At 72.3% G+C, this 16,894-nt stretch carries 10 protein-coding genes; 5 read left to right on the forward strand and 5 right to left on the reverse strand.

Features of this window, described 5'->3' with window-relative positions; all coding sequences use genetic code 11:
• Positions 1-80: 80 nt before the first annotated feature.
• Both asnB and L1885_RS10365 read right to left on the reverse strand, forming a co-directional pair.
• Positions 81-1,910, reverse strand: a complete 1,830-nt coding sequence (gene asnB, locus L1885_RS10360; protein ID WP_235796749.1) for an asparagine synthase (glutamine-hydrolyzing) — start codon at positions 1,908-1,910, stop codon at positions 81-83.
• A gap of 207 nt (positions 1,911-2,117) precedes the next feature.
• Positions 2,118-3,116, reverse strand: a complete 999-nt coding sequence (locus L1885_RS10365; RefSeq protein WP_235796750.1) for a TIGR03842 family LLM class F420-dependent oxidoreductase — start codon at positions 3,114-3,116, stop codon at positions 2,118-2,120.
• A 694-nt stretch (positions 3,117-3,810) separates the two neighbouring features.
• Here L1885_RS10365 and L1885_RS28870 point away from each other — a divergent pair.
• Entirely contained in the window at positions 3,811-3,933 is a 123-nt protein-coding gene (locus tag L1885_RS28870) for a hypothetical protein (protein WP_268983907.1), read from the forward strand.
• 121 nt (positions 3,934-4,054) lie between these two features.
• Here L1885_RS28870 and L1885_RS10370 read toward each other — a convergent pair whose 3' ends face one another.
• From L1885_RS10370 to L1885_RS10380, 3 genes are all read right to left on the reverse strand, one after another.
• Positions 4,055-7,891, reverse strand: a complete 3,837-nt coding sequence (locus L1885_RS10370; protein ID WP_235796751.1) for a GH92 family glycosyl hydrolase — start codon at positions 7,889-7,891, stop codon at positions 4,055-4,057.
• Between the two features lie 217 nt (positions 7,892-8,108).
• Entirely contained in the window at positions 8,109-9,971 is a 1,863-nt protein-coding gene (locus tag L1885_RS10375) for a glycoside hydrolase family 2 protein (protein WP_235796752.1), read from the reverse strand.
• Between the two features lie 203 nt (positions 9,972-10,174).
• On the reverse strand, positions 10,175-11,191 hold the full coding sequence (locus L1885_RS10380; RefSeq protein ID WP_235796753.1) for a LacI family DNA-binding transcriptional regulator: 1,017 nt from the start codon (positions 11,189-11,191) through the stop codon (positions 10,175-10,177).
• A gap of 208 nt (positions 11,192-11,399) precedes the next feature.
• Here L1885_RS10380 and L1885_RS10385 point away from each other — a divergent pair, with 208 nt between their 5' ends.
• The 4 genes from L1885_RS10385 to L1885_RS10400 all read left to right on the forward strand — a co-directional run.
• Positions 11,400-12,713, forward strand: coding sequence for an ABC transporter substrate-binding protein (locus tag L1885_RS10385; protein ID WP_235796754.1), 1,314 nt, complete (start codon positions 11,400-11,402; stop codon positions 12,711-12,713).
• A 35-nt stretch (positions 12,714-12,748) separates the two neighbouring features.
• Positions 12,749-13,669: a carbohydrate ABC transporter permease gene (locus L1885_RS10390; protein WP_235796755.1), complete on the forward strand. Its 921-nt coding sequence runs from the start codon at positions 12,749-12,751 to the stop codon at positions 13,667-13,669.
• Positions 13,669-14,586 (forward strand): carbohydrate ABC transporter permease, encoded by a 918-nt coding sequence (locus L1885_RS10395; RefSeq protein WP_235796756.1) that lies wholly within the window; start codon positions 13,669-13,671, stop codon positions 14,584-14,586. The genes L1885_RS10390 and L1885_RS10395 overlap by 1 nt, the downstream gene beginning before the upstream one ends.
• On the forward strand, positions 14,583-16,894 hold a 2,312-nt coding region (locus L1885_RS10400; protein ID WP_235796757.1), incomplete at its 3' end, for a glycoside hydrolase family 31 protein. The genes L1885_RS10395 and L1885_RS10400, both read left to right, overlap by 4 nt.

Consider the following 16,894-nt stretch of genomic DNA (forward strand, 5'->3'; position numbering starts at 1 on the left):
CGCACCGCCTGCGCCCCGCACCCCCGCACCGCGCCGCCCGCACCGCCGTCAGGTCGGCGCCGGCGGCCGGGGCCCGGGCGTCACACCCGCACGGTCGGGTTGTACGTGTTGAACCAGGTGCCGAGGTCCAGGGCGCGCTCCAGGACCATGCGCTGCTGCTGCGTGATGTCCTCGGGCGAGACGGTGGTCGCCTCCGCGAGGTTCTGCCTGTTCAGCAGGTCGACCGCGGGGTGCTGCCCGGTGAGGAGTTCGGCCGCCTGGTCCTGGATGGCCGTCACGTAGCTCGGGTCGAACGTGCCGGGGTATCCGCTCTTCTTGCGGTTCACGACCGCCTCCGGCAGGACCTCGCGGGTCGCCGCGCGCAGCAGGCTCTTCTCCCGGCCGTCGAACGTCTTGAGCGACCAGGGCGTGTTGAAGACGTACTGCACGAGCCGGTGGTCGCAGAACGGCACGCGGACCTCCAGCCCCACCGCCATGCTCATCCGGTCCTTGCGGTCCAGCAGCGTCTGGACCATGCGGGTCAGGTGGAGGTGGCTGACGACCCGCATCCGGGCGTCGAGGCCCGTCTCGCCGTCCAGCAGCGGCGCCTCGGACACCGCGGTGCGGTAGCTGTCGGCGACGAACCCGGCGAGGTCGAGCGTCGGCGCGAGGTCGTCGCTGACCTGCCCGGCCGACCCGCCGATGGACGGCGTCCCCGCCATCCACGGGAACGTGTCGGCGTACCGCCGCTCGTCGTGGAACCACGGGTAGCCGCCGAAGACCTCGTCCGCCGACTCGCCGGAGAGCGCGACGGTGGAGTGCTTGCGCACGGCGGCGAAGAGCAGGTAGAGCGAGTTGTCCCGGTCGCCTATGCCCATCGGCAGGTCCCGCGCGCCGACCGCCGCCCGGCGCACCGCGGGAGCCGACAGCGCGGCGCCGTCGAGGATGATGTCCTGGTGCGTGTTGCCGAGGTGCTCGGCCACCGCGTGCACGTAGGGGGTGTCCTGCGTCGGGGCGATGTCGATCGCCTGGAAGTGCTTGTCCTGGTCGGGGAAGTCGACGGCGAAGCTGCGCACGGTCTCGCCCTGCGGCGCGAGGTGGAGCGCCGCGAGGGCGGTGAGGGCCGACGAGTCGAGGCCGCCGGAGAGCAGCGTGCAGCGCGGCACGTCCGCGACGAGCTGCCGCTGGACGATGTCGTCCAGCAGCTCCCGTACGTGCGCCACCGTTTCGTCGCGGCTGTCGGTGTGCGGCTCGGAGCGCAGCCGCCAGTACGTGCGGCGGTGCAGGCCGTCCCGGTCGAGCGTGATGATCTCGCCGGGCCTGACCTCCGCCATGCCCTCCCACACGGCCGCGCCGGGCGTCTTGGAGAACGAGAACAGCTCGCGCAGCCCGTCGAGGCCGACCACCCGGCGGGCCAGCGGATTGGCGAGGATCGCCTTCGGCTCGGAGCCGAACAGGACCCCGTCGTCGGTCTCGTAGTAGTAGAACGGCTTGATCCCCATCCGGTCGCGGATCATGACGAGCCGCTCGGTGCGGGCGTCCCAGATTGCGAACGCGTACATGCCGTTGAGGTGGTCGACGAGCGCGTCACCCCATTCGAGGTAGCCGTGCAGCACGACCTCCGTGTCCGAGTCGGTGTCGAACCGGTGGCCCGCGCGCCGCAGTTCCTCGCGCAGTTCCGTGAAGTTGTACGCCTCGCCGGAGTAGACCATGGAGACGTCGCCGTCTGGGGTCGTGACCGTCATCGGCTGCGCCCCACCTGGGAGGTCGATGACGGCCAGCCGCCGGTGGCCGAGGGCCGCGTGGTGGTCGATCCAGGTGCCCTCGGCGTCCGGCCCGCGGCAGGACATGGTCTCGGTCATCGCCTCGACGTCGTGCCGGTGCTCGCTCAGGTCGCGCCGGTAGGCGACCCATCCCGTGATGCCGCACATGGTGAATACCATTCCTCTCGCAAAGGTTGCCTGGGCAAACCACTTCCCATCCGGCTCGCCCGTTGACACCTGAGAGGCACGACTCCGTCACGTGGTGTTTCTAACAGGTAAAGCTCTGGTCACCTCCGTTGGCGGACCGGGGCGGGAGGGTAGACCGGGAAAGCCCGACAATTGGCCTGCCCCGGTGGCCCCTTCCCCATGGCCCCTTCAGCCCAGCGCCGGGATGATCCGCTCCCCGTAGACGTCGATGGTCGACTCCTTCGCGTCGTGCATGTCGTACACCGCGAACTGGTCGACGCCGAGGTCGCGCAGGGCGCTCAGCTTGGCGATGTGCGCAGCCGCGTCGCCGAGGACGCAGAAGCGGTCCACGATGTCGTCGGGGACGAAATCGGTCGACGGGTTCCCGGCGCGGCCGTGGTGCGCGTAGTCGTAGCCCTGCCGGCGCTCGACGTAGTCCGTCAACTCGGCCGGCACGGCGTCCGAGTGCGCGCCGTAGCGGGCCACGAGGTCGGCGACGTGGTTGCCCACCATCCCGCCGAACCAGCGGCACTGCTCGCGCGCGTGCTCCAGGTCCTCGCTCACGTACGCGGGCGCCGCCACGCAGACCGTGAGTGCCGCCGGATCGCGTCCCGCCTCGGCGGCGGCGGTGCGGGCCGCCTTGATCATCCACTCCGTCAGGTACGGGTCCGCGAGCTGGAGGATCAGCCCGTCCGCCACGCGGCCCGCGAGCGCGAGCGCCTTCGGCCCGTAGGCGCCCATCCAGACCGGAAGCCGTCCCCCGCGAACCCACGGCAGTCGCAGCGGCCGGTCGTCGACGAGCGCCTCGCGCCCCTCCGCGAGATCGCGGATCACGCCGATCGCCTCGCCGAGCCGGGCCAGCGTGTTCGGGGCGCGGCCCGCCACCCGCATCGCGGAGTCCCCCCGCCCGATGCCGCACACGGTCCGGTTGCCGTACATCTCGTTGAGGGTCGCGAACGTCGACGCCGTGACCTCCCAGGTGCGCGTGCCCGGATTGGTCACCATCGGGCCGACGACCAGCCGGCTCGTCCCGGCGAGGATCCGGCTGTGGATCACGAACGGCTCCTGCCACAGCACTGCCGAGTCGAAGGTCCAGCCGTGGCTGAATCCCGCACGCTCCGCGCGGAGCATGAGATCCACGACGGCGCTCGCGGGCGGGTCGGTCTGCAGGACAAGGCCGAAATCCATCGGGCGTTCCTCCTGGTCTTACGGGCCGGCCGGCCCGGGCGGTGCCGGTCGCGGCGGCCGGTGGGCCGGCCGGCTCCGGGCCGCGTGGAGCGGCGGCCGGGTCCGGGCGCGGCAGCGGGCGACGGGCGTGGGCAGGGCCTGGACTGGACTCTCTTCCCTCGGCCGCGGTTTCGCACGGCGGCAGGCCGTCCCGCGGGCCCCGTCAGCCGTTTGCCCCGCCGGTGCCCCTCTCCCCTGCTCGCCGCTTCCCTGCGCCCTCCGCTCGCCCGCCCCCTCGCCGTTTCCCTGCGCCCTCCGCTCGCCCGCCCCCTCGGCGTTTCCCTGCGCCCTCCGCTCCCTGGCTCCCCGCCGTGCGACGGCGCCGGGCGCGCTCTCTCTGCCGGGTTCGGGCCCGGTCCCGGCGCGGCCAGTGAAGCAGAGCGGACGGACCCCGTCGAGACCGCCCGGTACCGGCGCATTCCGCCACACACGCACGCCCCGGGCGCACGCCCGGGGACCGGGGAAGACGACGTCGAGGCGCCGCGTGCGGCGCGGGCCGGGCCGGGCCGTGCCGGCGGGGCCCGGTCCGGCCCGGTCCGACCTGCCGGGATCCGGGAGCCGTGAGACGGTGGATGGGCCGCGGGCGGGAGGAGTGCCGGGCGTCCGTGCCCGGGCGGCCCGCGTCCGGCGCAGGCCTCACCAGCAAGGAGCGCTCATGAGGGCACTGGAAGCCATCGGGTTCTCGCTGGCCGTCATCGCCATCGTCGTCCTGCTCTTCCTCTTCATGAGCGGGGGGCCGACCTACCGCAAGCGGGAGGACCCCAAGGACGACGCGTAGCGGGCGCGGCGGGGGCGCGGCGGGGTACGGCGGCGCCCGGGAGGCCCGCCGCCACGACGCAAGGGCCCCGGGGCCCCGCCGGCGTGCGGCGGGATCCCGGGGCCCTGTCGGTGGCGCGCCGTCAGTGCAGGAGTTCCACCTCCGCGAGCGTGCTCTCGTGGTCGGCCACCAGCCGGTAGTGCGTGTACGCGCCGGGGTGCGCCACGGTGAACGGCCGGGTCTGCTTGTCCCACGTGAAGGACTGGCCCGAGCGCTTGTCCACCGTCGTCCAGTGGCTGTTGTCCGTGGAGCCCTGCAGCACCCAGCCGTCGGGCGCCTTGGTGTGGTCGGCGGACGTCAGCGTGTACTGGGTGCCCTCCACCGCGTCGCCGGTCGTGCCCAGCGGCAGGTCCGTCGCCGTGAACGTGGCCGACGTGGCGGACGTGTTGTCGAAGAGGGCGCCCGCACCCGACAGGGCGTCGGTGCGCGGCTGGGGCGCCGTGTCGCCCTTCGTGATGGAGGTCGGGCCGTCCTTCTCGCCGCTGCCCCACGCCGACGGGTTCGGACCCATCGCGAAGTCCAGCGTTCCGCCCTTGACCAGCAGGTCGTGCGGGAGCGAAGTGGAGTCCCAGCGCTTGCCGTTGAACTTGACTCCCTGGATGTAGACGTTGCGGGAGTTGTTCTTCGGCGCGTTGACGGTCAGCGTCCGCCCGTTGTCCAGGTGCAGGGTGGCCTGCGTGAACAGCGGGGAGCCGATGCTGTAGTCACCGCTGCCCATGACGAGCGGGTAGAAGCCGAGCGAGGAGAAGATGTACCAGGCAGACTGCTCGCCGTTGTCCTCGTCGCCGTGGTAGCCCTGCCCGATGTCGCTTCCCGTGTACAGGCGCGACAGCACCTCGCGGACCTTCGCCTGCGTCTTGTAGGGCTGGCCGGCCGCGTCGTACATGTACGTGATGCCGTGCGCGGGCTGGTTGCTCTGGCCCAGTTCGCCCATGCGGGTGTCCCTGGCCTCGGTCATCTCGTGGATGACGCCGCCGTAGGCACCGGGGAACTCGGCGGTCTCGGGCGTGGAGAAGAACGTGTCGAGCTTCTTCGCGAGCCCGGCCCTGCCGCCGTAGACGTCCGCGAGGCCGCGGGTGTCCTGCGGCACCGTGAACGAGTAGCCCCAGCCGTTGCTCTCGGTGTAGTCGCCGCCCCAGTTGCGCGGGTCGTACTGGTCGGCCGGGAGGTGCCAGTTGCCCTTGTCGTCACGGCCCTGGAAGAAGCCGACCTGCTTGTCGTACAGCTCGACGAAGTCCTGGGCGCGGTTGAGGAAGTACGCGGACTCCTCCTTGTACCGCTTCTTGCCCGTCTTCGCGTACAGCGCCTTGCCCATCTGGGAGATGCCGTAGTCGTTGACGTAGCCCTCCATCGCCCAGGAGAAGCCTTCCCCCGTGCTGGTGGAGGTGTAGCCGAGGAACGGGGAGGTCGTCATGCCCTTGCGGCCGACGCCCGAGGAGGGCGGGACGACGGTGGCGTTCTTCACCGCCGCGTCGTAGGCCGCCTCGGCGTCGAACTTCACGCCCTTGACGTAGGCGTCCGCGAAGGCGACGTCGGAGGACGTGCCGGTCATCAGGTCCGCGTAGCCGGGCGAGGACCAGCGCGAGGTCCAGCCGCCGTCCTTGTACTGCTGCACGAACCCGTCGACCATCTCGCCGGCCTTCTCGGGGGTGAGCAGGGAGTACGCGGGCCACGTCGTCCGGTAGGTGTCCCAGAAGCCGTTGTTCACGTACACCTTGCCGTCGACGATCTTCGCGCCGGTGTGCGTGGCGGTGTCGGGGCCGGGCATCGCGGAGAAGGGGCTGGCGTACCGGTACACCGGCTTCTTCTTCGAACCGGTGTTCTCGAAACCGGAGTTCGGGTACAGGTAGAGCCGGTACATGTTGGAGTAGAGCGTGGTGAGCTGGTCCTCGCTCGCGCCCTTCACCGTGATCCGGCCCATCAGCTTGTCCCACTGCGCGCGGGCCGCGTCGCGGACCTTCTCGTACGACGTGCCGGCCGGGATCTCCTGGGCCAGGTTGGCCTTGGCCTGGTCGATGCCGATCAGCGAGGTCGCCATCCGCAGCGTGACGGTGTGCCCGTGCTTCGGGGCGAACGTCATGTAGCCCGTGACGCCGCTCGAACTGCTGTCGGTGACGGGCGCGTCGAACGTGCCGTACACGAACAGCCGCGTGGCGCCGGTCGACAGGCCGCTCTTGACGTCGGAGTAGCCGGTGAAGGTGCCGGTGTCCTTGTCGAGGGTCAGGCCGCCCTGCTGGGAGACGTTGTCGAAGACGACGGAGGCGTCGTCGCCGGGGAACGTGAAGCGCATGACAGCCGCGTGGTCGGTCGGCGCGACCTGTGCCTTCAGGCCGTTCTCGAAGGTGACGCCGTACTCGTAGGGCCGCGCCTCCTCGTTGTCGTGGCGGAAGGGCAGCGCCCGTCCGGCGCGCGAGGTGTCGGGCTTGCCCGCCGTGGCGGACGGCATCACCTGGAAGGTCTGCCGGTCGCCCATCCACGGGCTCGGCTCGTGGCTGAGCCCGATCGCCTGCATCTGCGGCAGGTTCTCGGCGTTGTTCTGGTTGGCGTAGTTGTACAGCCAGCTGTCGGAGCTCGCGTCGGTGACGGGCGTCCAGAAGTTGAAGCCGTTCGGCACCGCGGTGGCGGGGAAGTTGTTGCCGCGCGAGAAGCTGCCCGTGGAGTTGGTGCCGCGGGTGGTCAGCGCGTAGTCCGCGAGGTGCGCCTTCGGCTTGGCGGGCGGCGCCAGTGCGAGGCCGATGTCGTCCACCCAGCCCTGGAACTTCGCCGGGCCCTTGGGCGCGTCGTACGCGACGAGGATGCGCGAGACCGTCTTGCCGGCGGCGACGTCACCGATCCGGGAGACCCGGTGGTTCCACTGGTTCACGTACAGGGACTTGGAGTCGCCCTGGCCGCGCGGGCTGAGCCCGAAGCCGTTCTGGTCGATCGCGCCGAGGTCGCTGAGGTACGTGCCGTCGGTGAACGCGAGGTCGACCGCGACGTTGGTGGCCTGGTAGTCGAGGTCGCCGTTCGCCATCGCGGGGAAGATCTCGTACGAGAGCTGGGTGTTGCGGCGCACGGCCACGTCCACCTTGTAGATCTTGTTGTACGAGTAGCCGCGGCCCGCGGCCGTCTGCGAACCGGCGTAGCGCAGCGCGCTCTTGCCCGTGAAGCCCATTCCGACCTTGGCAGTCGGCGAGGCGTTCGGGCCCTTGTCGAGGCGCGTGAGCATCTGCGGGGCCGGCGGGGTGTCCGAGGTGCCCGAGACGAGCTGGAGGTCCGCCAGCTGGGTGGCGTCGGTGGCGCCGTTGTTCGCGGTGATCTCCAGCCGGTAGTGCGCGTAGGCGGCCGGAGTGCCGTCGAGGTCGAAGCTCTCCGTCTGCAGCCGCTTGGCGAAGGAGCCGGCGGACTGCGTGTCGAGCGTCTTCCAGTCCTTGCCGTCCGTGGAGCCCTCCAGCATCCAGGACTTGGGGTCGCGCTCCGCGTGGTCGTTCGCGGAGGTCATCGCGTAGCCCGTCAGGGCGGCCGGCGCGTCGAGGTCGAGGGTGACCCAGGCCGTCGGCGTGAAGGCGAGCCACTTGCTGGACGAGTCGCCGTCGGTGAGGTTGCGCGCGACCTCGCCGCCCTGCGTGTTCTCGTCGCTCGCGGCGACCGCGGTCACGTGGTCGTTGAGGTTGCCGGCGACCCCGCTCGTGAACGCGCCGTCGACGCCCGAGACCCTGGGCTTGCCCCCGGGGCCCTGCTCGGCCGTGTCGGTCCACGTGGGGGCCGGGTCACCGGACTCGAACGAGGAGCTGAAGGCCGTCTCGGCCTTGTGCCCGGCGGCCGCCGAGGCGGCGAGCGCGCCGCCCTGCGCCGAGGCCACGAGCGCCAGCGCGGCCAGGCCCACGGTGAGAGCCCGTCTCCGCCTGCGGTGGCGGCCTGGGGGGTGCGGGTGCTGCATGCGTGAACTCCCCTATGGAGTAGGACAACGTTGTCAGGAACCTGTCGAGTCACCCTAGGCGGGCGGGAGTGCCGTCAGTCAAGGGTGATGCACGGGTTTCTCACAGGTGGTCAGGACACACGCGGGGGCGCGCGGGCCCCGGCCGGCTCGGAGCGGGCCCTTCGCCCCTCGCCGCCTCTCCCGGTGGCGGCCGGTCGCGTCCGCGGTGCCGGCCGCCTCAGGGGCCCTCGGTCTCGAAGGCCGCGGACCGTTGCTGCGCGGCGCGCACGCGCGCCACGTCGAGCTTCGGCGAGCGGTCGAACCGGTAGATTCCGTTCTGCTCCTGGAAGACGTCCGTCAACTGCGTGTAGCAGTAGCCGAACATGTGCCGGTCCTCCAGCAGTACCCCCGTCAGGCCCTCGAACCGGCGGTGGAACTCCTCCTCGTCTCGGGGCCTGCGGCCGTAGCCCCAGGACACGTCGCGGTCGTCGCCGGTGATCTCCACCTCCTCCGGGTTCCACCAGATCCCGCCGAACTCGCTGCAGAAGTAAGGCTGTCCGCGGTACGGCACCGACCACACCACCCCGGGCGTCTCGTCCTGCGGGTTGACGAACGGCTCGTCGCTCTCCAGCCCGCCCATGAGGGCGCGGAAGGCCTCGGGGTCCTGTTCGTAGCAGTGCGCGTCGTACACGTCCGCCTCCGGAACGCGGTGCGCGTAGCCGGACGCGTCGAGGACGGGCCGGGACGTGTCGTGCGCCTTGGTGGCGAGGAACATCGCGCGGGTCACGTCGTCCAGCACGGCGGTGCGGTCGGTCAGGAGCTGGCGCGTCTCGTTGAGCGGGCACCATCCGACGACGGAGGGGTGGGAGTAGTCCCGTTCCACCGCCTCCAGCCACTGGGCCACGAACCCGGCCGTCGGCTGCTGGTTGTCCTCCCCGACGGGGCGCTCGGAGGCGCCCCAGTCGCCGAACTCCCCCCACACCAGGTAGCCCAGCCGGTCGGCGTGGTGCAGGAAGCGCTCCTCGAAGACCTTCTGGTGCAGGCGCGCGCCGTTGAAGCCCGCGGCGAGGGACAGCTCGATGTCCCGGACGAGGGCGGCGTCGTCGGGCGCCGTCATCAGGCCGTCGGGGTACCACCCCTGGTCCAGCACGAGCCGCTGGAAGACGGGCCGCCCGTTGAGCAGGACGCGCTTTCCGTCGAGGGTGACGGAGCGCAGGCCCGCGGTGCAGGTCGCGGTGTCCACGACGGTGCCGTCCGCGGCGACGAGTTCCAGCACCACCTCGTACAGGTGCGGGTCCTCGGGGCACCAGGGCCGGCGCCGGTCCTCGGGGACGGGCAGTACGAGGCGCGGGGCGAGGTCGAGGTCGGCGCGTGCGGAGGCCTCGGCGGCGGTGCCCCGTTCGTCGGCGAGCCGGGCGCGTACGGTGTGCCCGGCTCGCCGGCCGGCGAGGGGCAGCTCCAGGTGGAAGCAGCCGCCGCCCAGGTCGGGCGTGATGCGTGGGCGCCCGAAGTGGACGGGGGCCACCGGCTCCAGCCAGACGGTCTGCCAGATGCCGGTCGTGCGGGTGTAGAGGCAGCTGTGGTTCTCGTAGCGGGTGGACTGCTTGCCGCGCGCCTGGGGCCCGTGTGCCGCGTCCCGGGCCCGCACGACGACGACGGCCTCCTCCCCGGCCCGCACCACGTCGCCCAGGTCGGCGGTGAAGGAGGTGAACCCGCCGCTGTGGCGGGCCACTTCGACGCCGTCGACCCAGACGGTGGCATCGTGGTCCACGGCGCCGAAGTGCAGCAGCGTGCGCCGGCCGGCCCACTCGGCCGGGATCCGCACCCGGCGCCGGTACCAGACCGCGTGGTGGAAGTCGGTGTCCCCGATGCCGGACAGCTCCGACTCCGGGCAGAACGGGACGGTGATCCGCTCGGGCAGCGGCGCGTCGAGAAGTCCGCGCTCCAGTCCGCTGTCGCCCGGGTCGCGGGCGAACTCCCAGGTGCCGTTGAGGTTGAGCCAGTCCGCCCTGACGAAGGACGGGCGAGGGTGCTCGGGGCGGGGGGTACCGGGTGCGGCGGGCGCGTAGGTGCTCGTAGGGCGGGAAGGGAACGTGGTCATCGGGTCTCCTGCGTCTGCGAGCCGATGCGGCGTGGACCGCCCCATCCCAACATCGATTTACAGCGCTGTAAATAGTCGCACGGGTGGTGCGGGAGGCAGCGCACGCGCCCGTTCGGGCGCCCCGGGACGGGATCCGGCCGGGGCCGTGGCGGCCTCCGGATCGCGACCGGCCTCCCGCTGTCGGCGGCGGCCGGCCCGGCCCGTCACCGCTTCGCGGCCGGCGCGCTCTCCCTGACCTGGAGCGAGTGGCCGATGAACTCGTGCCGACCGAGGCCGTCGTAGCCCTCGATGCGCTCGAAGAGCAGGTCCAGCGCGCGCCCGGCCAGGTGGGCCGCGTCGGCGCGGACGGTCGTGATGCTCGGCCGCACGTGGGTGGCGGCCTCGATGTCGTCCCACCCCGTGAGCGCCACGTCCTCCGGCACGCGCAGCCCGCGCTCGCCGAGCGCGCGCAGCGCCCCGAGGGCCGCGAGGTCGTCCCGGCACAGCAGGGCGTCCGGCGCGAGGCCCGCGTCCAACGCGGCGCCGAGCGCCGCGCACGCCCTGGCCGCGTCGGCGGCGCCGCCCGTGACGACCAGGGCCGGGTCGACCGGCAACCCGCATGCCTCCAGGCCCTTCTGATACCCCATCAGCCGCAGTTTCGACGTCTGGCTGGGTACGGGTGCCTCGGCTCCGAGGAAGGCGATGCGCCGCCTCCCGAGGGCGTGGAGGTGCTCCACCACGTGCGCGGCGGCGGCGACGTTGTCGGTGCGGACGTGGTCCATGCTCAGCGGCGCGCTGTTCTCGCCGAGCAGGACGACCGGCACGCCCCTGCTGTGTTGGGCGAGTTCGCCGGACGTCAGCCACACGGGCTGGAAGATGAGCCCGTCCACGAGGCCCGCCTCCTCGGCGGACAGGACGGCCCGCTCCACCTCGGGCGTGCCCATCGACTCCTCCAGCAGGAGCCGGTAGCCGCGCGCGATGGCCGCTTCCGCGATGGAGTGGGCGAGTTCGGCGAAGTAGGGGTTGCGCAGGTCGGGCACCGCCAGGGCGAGCATGTGGGTGCGGCCGGTGGCCAGGCTGCGGCCGCGCGCGTCGGGCCGGTAGCCCAGCTCGGCGATCGCCCGCTGCACCCGCTCCCGCGTGCTCGGCCGCACGTGCTGGTAGCCGTGGACGACGTTCGAGACGGTCTTCGTCGACACACCGGCGTGCCGCGCGACGTCACTCAGGCGCACACTCCGCACGTCGTCTCCCTCCGCATCGCTTCCGTCCCCGCCGCCGGGGCGCGTGCTCCGTGAGCCTAGTGCGCGCGGCCTGCCCCCGCTGCCGCCCGCGGCGGCCGGGTGCGTCCGGACGGTTGACACCCTTTTTTACAGCGCTGTAAATTCGCCGCACGCCGCCCGGGAACGGCTCTTGCGCCAAACGGGGCACTCCGGCACCACTGGAGGCACGATGACGATCGGCACGACGCGCCCCACGACCACCGGTGCGCGCCCCGTCTCCCGGCGCGGCCTCCTGGCGGCCGGCGGCTCGCTCCTCGGCGGCCTGGCCCTGGGCGGGTGCGCCGCCGGGGCCTCGTCCGCCGGCGCCACGACCATCCGCTTCTACGAGCAGAAGCAGGAAGTCCTGGGCTACTTCGACCGGTTGCTGCGCCGTTTCGAGCGGCAGCGGCCCGGCGTCCGCGTGATCCACGACGACACGGGCTTCATCGCGCCGCAGTTCGTCCGCGACGACCCCGCGGACGTGGGCTGCTTCAACGACAATCTGGAGCTCGCCCGGTACATCGAGCGGGGCGTGCTCTCCGACCTCGGCGGGCGGCCCGCGGCCCGGCGGATCAAGCCCGAGGTGGCGAAGCTCGCGCGGCGCTACGCCGTGTACCCCGGCCGCACCAGTGTGCTCCCCTACTCGCTGGCGGCCGCGGGCGTCATCTACAACAAGCGCATCTTCGCGCGGCTCGGGCTGCCCGTTCCGACGACGTGGGACGAGTTCCTGGACGTGTGCGCGGAGCTGAAGCGCGCGCGGGTCACGCCCATCTACGCCACGGGCCGGGACACCTGGACCATCTGGCAGGGGCTGTTCGACTACTCCGTGGGCAGCCTGGTCGACACCCCGTCCTTCTTCGACCGGCTCGCGCGGCAGGGCACCGACGTGGGACCGGACTCCCCCGTCTCGTTCCAGAAGGACTTCGCCGTCCCGATGCAGCGGGCGCGCGCGCTGACGCGGTACTACAACCCCGACGCGGCGAGCAGGTCGTACGCCGACGGCAATCTGGCCTTCGGCCGGGGCCGCGCCGCGATGTACCTCCAGGGCCCCTGGGCCCTCGGGCAGATCGCGACGGTGGACCCGCACCTGGACATCGGGACGTTCCCCCTGCCCGTCACGAACCGGCCGCACGAGCGCAAGGCCCGCGTCAACGTCGACCTGGCGCTGTACATCCCCACCGGGGCCCGGCACCCCGGCGAGGCGGCCGAGCTGGTCGACTTCCTCATGGAGCCGGCCGTCATCGACGCCTACAACCGCGACAACCTCGCCTACGGCGTCACCACCGACGCGCCCGCGACCCGGGACCCGCGGCTCACCGGCCTGCAGCCCTACGTCGACTCCGGGGCCTTCTACCCGGGGGCCGGCACCTTCGTGCCGCCGTCCATCCCGCTCGGCAACTACCTACAACGCGCCATCGCCACGGGCGACTTCGACGCGATGCTCCGCCAACTCGACAGCGACTGGCGCAGGATCGCGATCCGCTCCTCGCCGACGTCCCACTGAACCGCCGAACCGCCGTCCCCGTCCGGAGGAGTGCCATGTCCGTCCCCGTCCGGTTCGCCCGCGGCGCGGCCGCCGCGCGCGGGCCCTCGGCCCGCCGGCGCCGCGTCGAACCGGTCTTCTACTTCTTCCTGCTGCCCACGCTGGTGCTCTTCACGGCCCTCGTGACGGCGCCCGCCGCGGTCGGCATCTTCTACAGCTTCACCGACTACGTGGGCTTCGGGGACTGGTCGTTCACCGGGCTCACGAACTACGTCGCCCTCTTCTCCGACCCCTCGGTCCTGTCGGCCTACGAGTTCACGATCGGGCTGGCGCTGGTCACCGTGGTCGTCGCGCAGGTCGCCGCGCTGGCGCTCGCGATCGGTCTCACCGGCCGCATCCGGTTCCGGGCCGCGCTGCGCACCGTGTTCGTCATCCCGATGGTGATCTCGGGCATCGTCGTCGCGTACGTGTTCTCGTACCTCTTCTCCAATACTCTGCCGAGCGTGGCCGGGGCGCTCGGTCTGCACCCCCTCGAACAGTCCGTGCTGGGCAACCCCCACCTCGCCTGGGTGGCCATCGCCCTGGTGTCCGCCTGGCAGACGATCCCCGGCGCGCTGCTGATCTACATCGCCGGGCTGCTGTCCATCCCCGGCGAGCTGTACGAGGCCGCCGCCCTGGACGGCGCCTCCGCGTGGCGCCGGTTCCGCTCGGTGACGCTGCCGCTGATCAGCGGGTTCGTCCTGATCAACACGGTGCTGGGCCTGAAGGGCTACCTCAACGCCTTCGACGTCATCGTCGCTCTCACCGACGGCGGCCCGGGCACGTCCACGACCAGCGTGGCGATGGCGATCTTCACGGGCTACACCGGCGGCGACTACGCGTACCAGATGGCCGACGCGACGGTGTTCTTCGTCCTCACGGTCGTGGTCTCGCTGCTGCAGCTCATGGCCACCCGCGGAAGGGGCCTGCGACTCTGATGACGCTCACCGATCCGGCCGGCGCGACCGGCACCGGCCGCCCGCCGCCCGCCGGCACGCCCGCGGCGCACCCCCGCAGCCGCCCCCGGGGCGGTCACCGCGGCCCCAACTGGCCGCTGACCGCGGCCCTGTGCGTCGCCGCGCTGGGAGTGCTCGTCCCGCTGTACGTGACGGTGTCGATGTCGCTCAAGTCGGCGTCCGCCGCCGCGTCCGGAAACGCCTTCTCCCTGCCCTGGCCGCCGGACGCGCACAGCTTCGCCGTGGCGTGGCGGCTGACGCGGTTCCCCGTCTCGTTCGGCATCTCCCTGGCCGTCGCGGCCGCGACGGTGGCCGGGACGCTGCTGCTCAGCTCCCTGGCGGCCTACGCGATCGCCCGCAACTGGCGGGTGCGGATGTTCCGGTGGTCGTTCTTCTACCTGCTGGGCGCCATGTTCCTGCCCTTCCCCGTCGTGGCGCTCCCGCAGATCAAGCTCACCGCGCTGCTGGGCATCGACAACCCCGTCGGCGTGGCCCTGCTGCACATCGTCTTCCAGCTGTCGTTCAGCGTGCTGCTCTACAGCGCGTTCCTGCGGTCCGTGCCGGGCTCGCTGGAGGAGAGCGCGCGCATCGACGGCGCGTCGACCTGGCAGATCTTCTGGCGTGTGATCATGCCGCTGCTCGGGCCGATGAACGCGACGGTGGGCATCTTCGCCTTCCTCGCCTCGTGGAACGACTACATGATGCCCTCGCTCATCACCGCCGACCCGGCGCTGCAGACACTGCCGGTCGTGCAGAACCTCTTCCAGAGCCAGTTCGGGACCGACTACAACGTCGCGTTCGCGTCGTACCTCATGGCGATGGCGCCGACCGTACTCGTCTACCTGGTCTCCCAGCGCTGGGTGATCAGCGGAGTGACCCAAGGGGCAGTGAAGCAGTGACACTGGTGCAGCAGTTCCCGTCCCGTCCCGGGGCCCGCGAGGAGGCGGTCCTGCGCGGTGGGCACGGGCGCCTCACGGTGCTCGCCGACGGGCTCGTCCGGCTGGAGTGGTCCCCGGACGGGGGGTTCGAGGACCGTGCCTCGACCCTCGCGGTCGACCGTGCCTTCGAGAGCCCCGCGTTCACCGCGGTGGAGCACGGCGGCGTGCTGGAGGTGTCGACCTCCCGTTTCCGGCTGCGCTGGGACCGGGAGGAGTTCAGCCCCGGCGGGCTGACGGTCTCGACCCCGTCGGGCGGGCTGTGGCGGTACGGGGAGCCGACGGGCAACCTCGGCGGCACCGGCCGGACGCTCGACGACGCGGACGGCCGCATCGCACTCGACGGCGGGGTCGTGTCCCGCCGGGGCGTCGCCGTGATCGACGACTCCGCGTCCTTCCTGTTCGAGGAGGACGGGTGGATCGCGACGCGCCGGCCCGGCCGCCGCGACCTGTACCTCTTCGCCTACGGCCGCGACCACGAGGCGGCGGTGCGGGCGCTGTACCGCCTCTCCGGACCGCCGCCGGTGCTGCCCCGCTGGGCTCTCGGCAACTGGTGGAGCCGCTACCACCCGTACACGGCCGACGCGTACCTCGCCCTGTTCGACCGCTTCGACGCCGAGCGGCTGCCGTTCTCGGTCGCCGTGATCGACATGGACTGGCACCGCGTCGGCTCGGTGCCGCCCGAGTACGGATCCGGCTGGACCGGGTACTCCTGGGAGCGCAGCCTCGTCCCCGACCCGCCGGCGTTCTTGGCGGCGCTGCACCGCCGGGGACTGACGACGACGCTGAACCTCCACCCGGCCGACGGGGTGCGCCCCTTCGAGGACGCGTACCCCGAGATGGCCCGCAGCGTCGGTGTCGACCCGGCCTCGAAGGAGCCCATCGCCTTCGACCCCACCGACCGGACGTTCCTCGAGGCGTACTTCCGGGTGCTGCACCATCCGCTGGAGGAGCAGGGCGTCGACTTCTGGTGGATCGACTGGCAGCAGGGCCGCACCTCCCGGGTCGAGGGGGTCGATCCGCTGTGGCTGCTCAACCACTTCCACTTCCTCGACTCGGGCCGGGGCGGCCGCCGTCCGATGGCGTTCTCCCGCTACGGGGGCCCGGGCAGCCACCGCTACGGGATCGGCTTCTCCGGCGACACCGTCGTCTCGTGGGCCTCCCTCGCCTTTCAGGCCGAGTTCACGGCGACGGCCGCCAACATCGGCTACGGCTGGTGGAGTCACGACATCGGGGGCCACACCCGGGGCGTGCGGGACGACGAGCTGGCGACGCGCTGGCTGCAACTCGGCGTGTTCTCGCCGGTCCTGCGCCTGCACTCGGCGAACAACCCGTTCATCCGCAAGGAGCCCTGGGAGTTCCCGCGCGAGCCGCGCGAGGCCATGGGCGGCGCGCTCCGCCTGCGCCACCGGCTCCTGCCCTACCTGCACACGATGAACCACCGCGCGGCGGCGGGTGTTCCGCTCGTCCGGCCCATGTACCACGTCGAACCGGAGCGCGAGGAGGCGTACGAGGTGCCCCACCAGTTCGCCTTCGGCAGCGAACTGCTCGTCGCACCGATCACCGCGCCGCGCGACCCCGTGACGCTGCTGGGCGCGGTGCGGGTCTGGCTGCCGCCGGGGAGGTGGACGGACATCTTCACCGCCACGGCGTACGACGGGGACCGCTGGGCGGAGCTTCACCGGGGGCTCGACGGCGTGCCCGCGCTGCTGCGGGCCGGCGGCATCCTGCCGCTCGCGGCCGTCGGCGAGACGGACGCCACCCGGAACCCGGCCTCGCTCGAGGTGCTCGTCGCGCCCGGGGAGGACGGCGCGTTCACCCTGGTCGAGGACGACGGCCGGGGCGACGGCAGCGACCTCGCGACCGTGGCCACGGCGCTGGAGTGGGACGCCGGCGCGGGCGTCCTGCGCGTCGGAGCGGCCCGCGGCCCCGGGGGCGTGGTGCCCGAAGAGCGGAGCTGGAAGGTCACGATCTTCGGCTCGGCCCCGGCGGGCCCGGTCCTCGTGGACGGGGTGCCGGCCCCCGTCGCCACCGGTGACGGCCGGTTCAGCGTCGAGGGGCGGGCCGCCGCGGCGGCCGGGCTGACGGTGGAGGTGGGGCCCGTGCGGGTCGCGCCGGACGATCGGGCGGTCGCGGCGGTACGGCGCGTGCTGGCGGCGGCCCAGTGCGGCAACCCGCAGAAGCTGCGCGCGTGGGAGGTGGCCGCCGCGCAGCGGCCGCTCGCCGGGAAGGTCGCCGCCCTGCACGCGCTGGACCTGCCGCCGTCCGTGCT

Source organism: Streptomyces fuscigenes (assembly GCF_021556455.1).
GTDB lineage: Bacteria > Actinomycetota > Actinomycetes > Streptomycetales > Streptomycetaceae > Streptomyces > Streptomyces fuscigenes.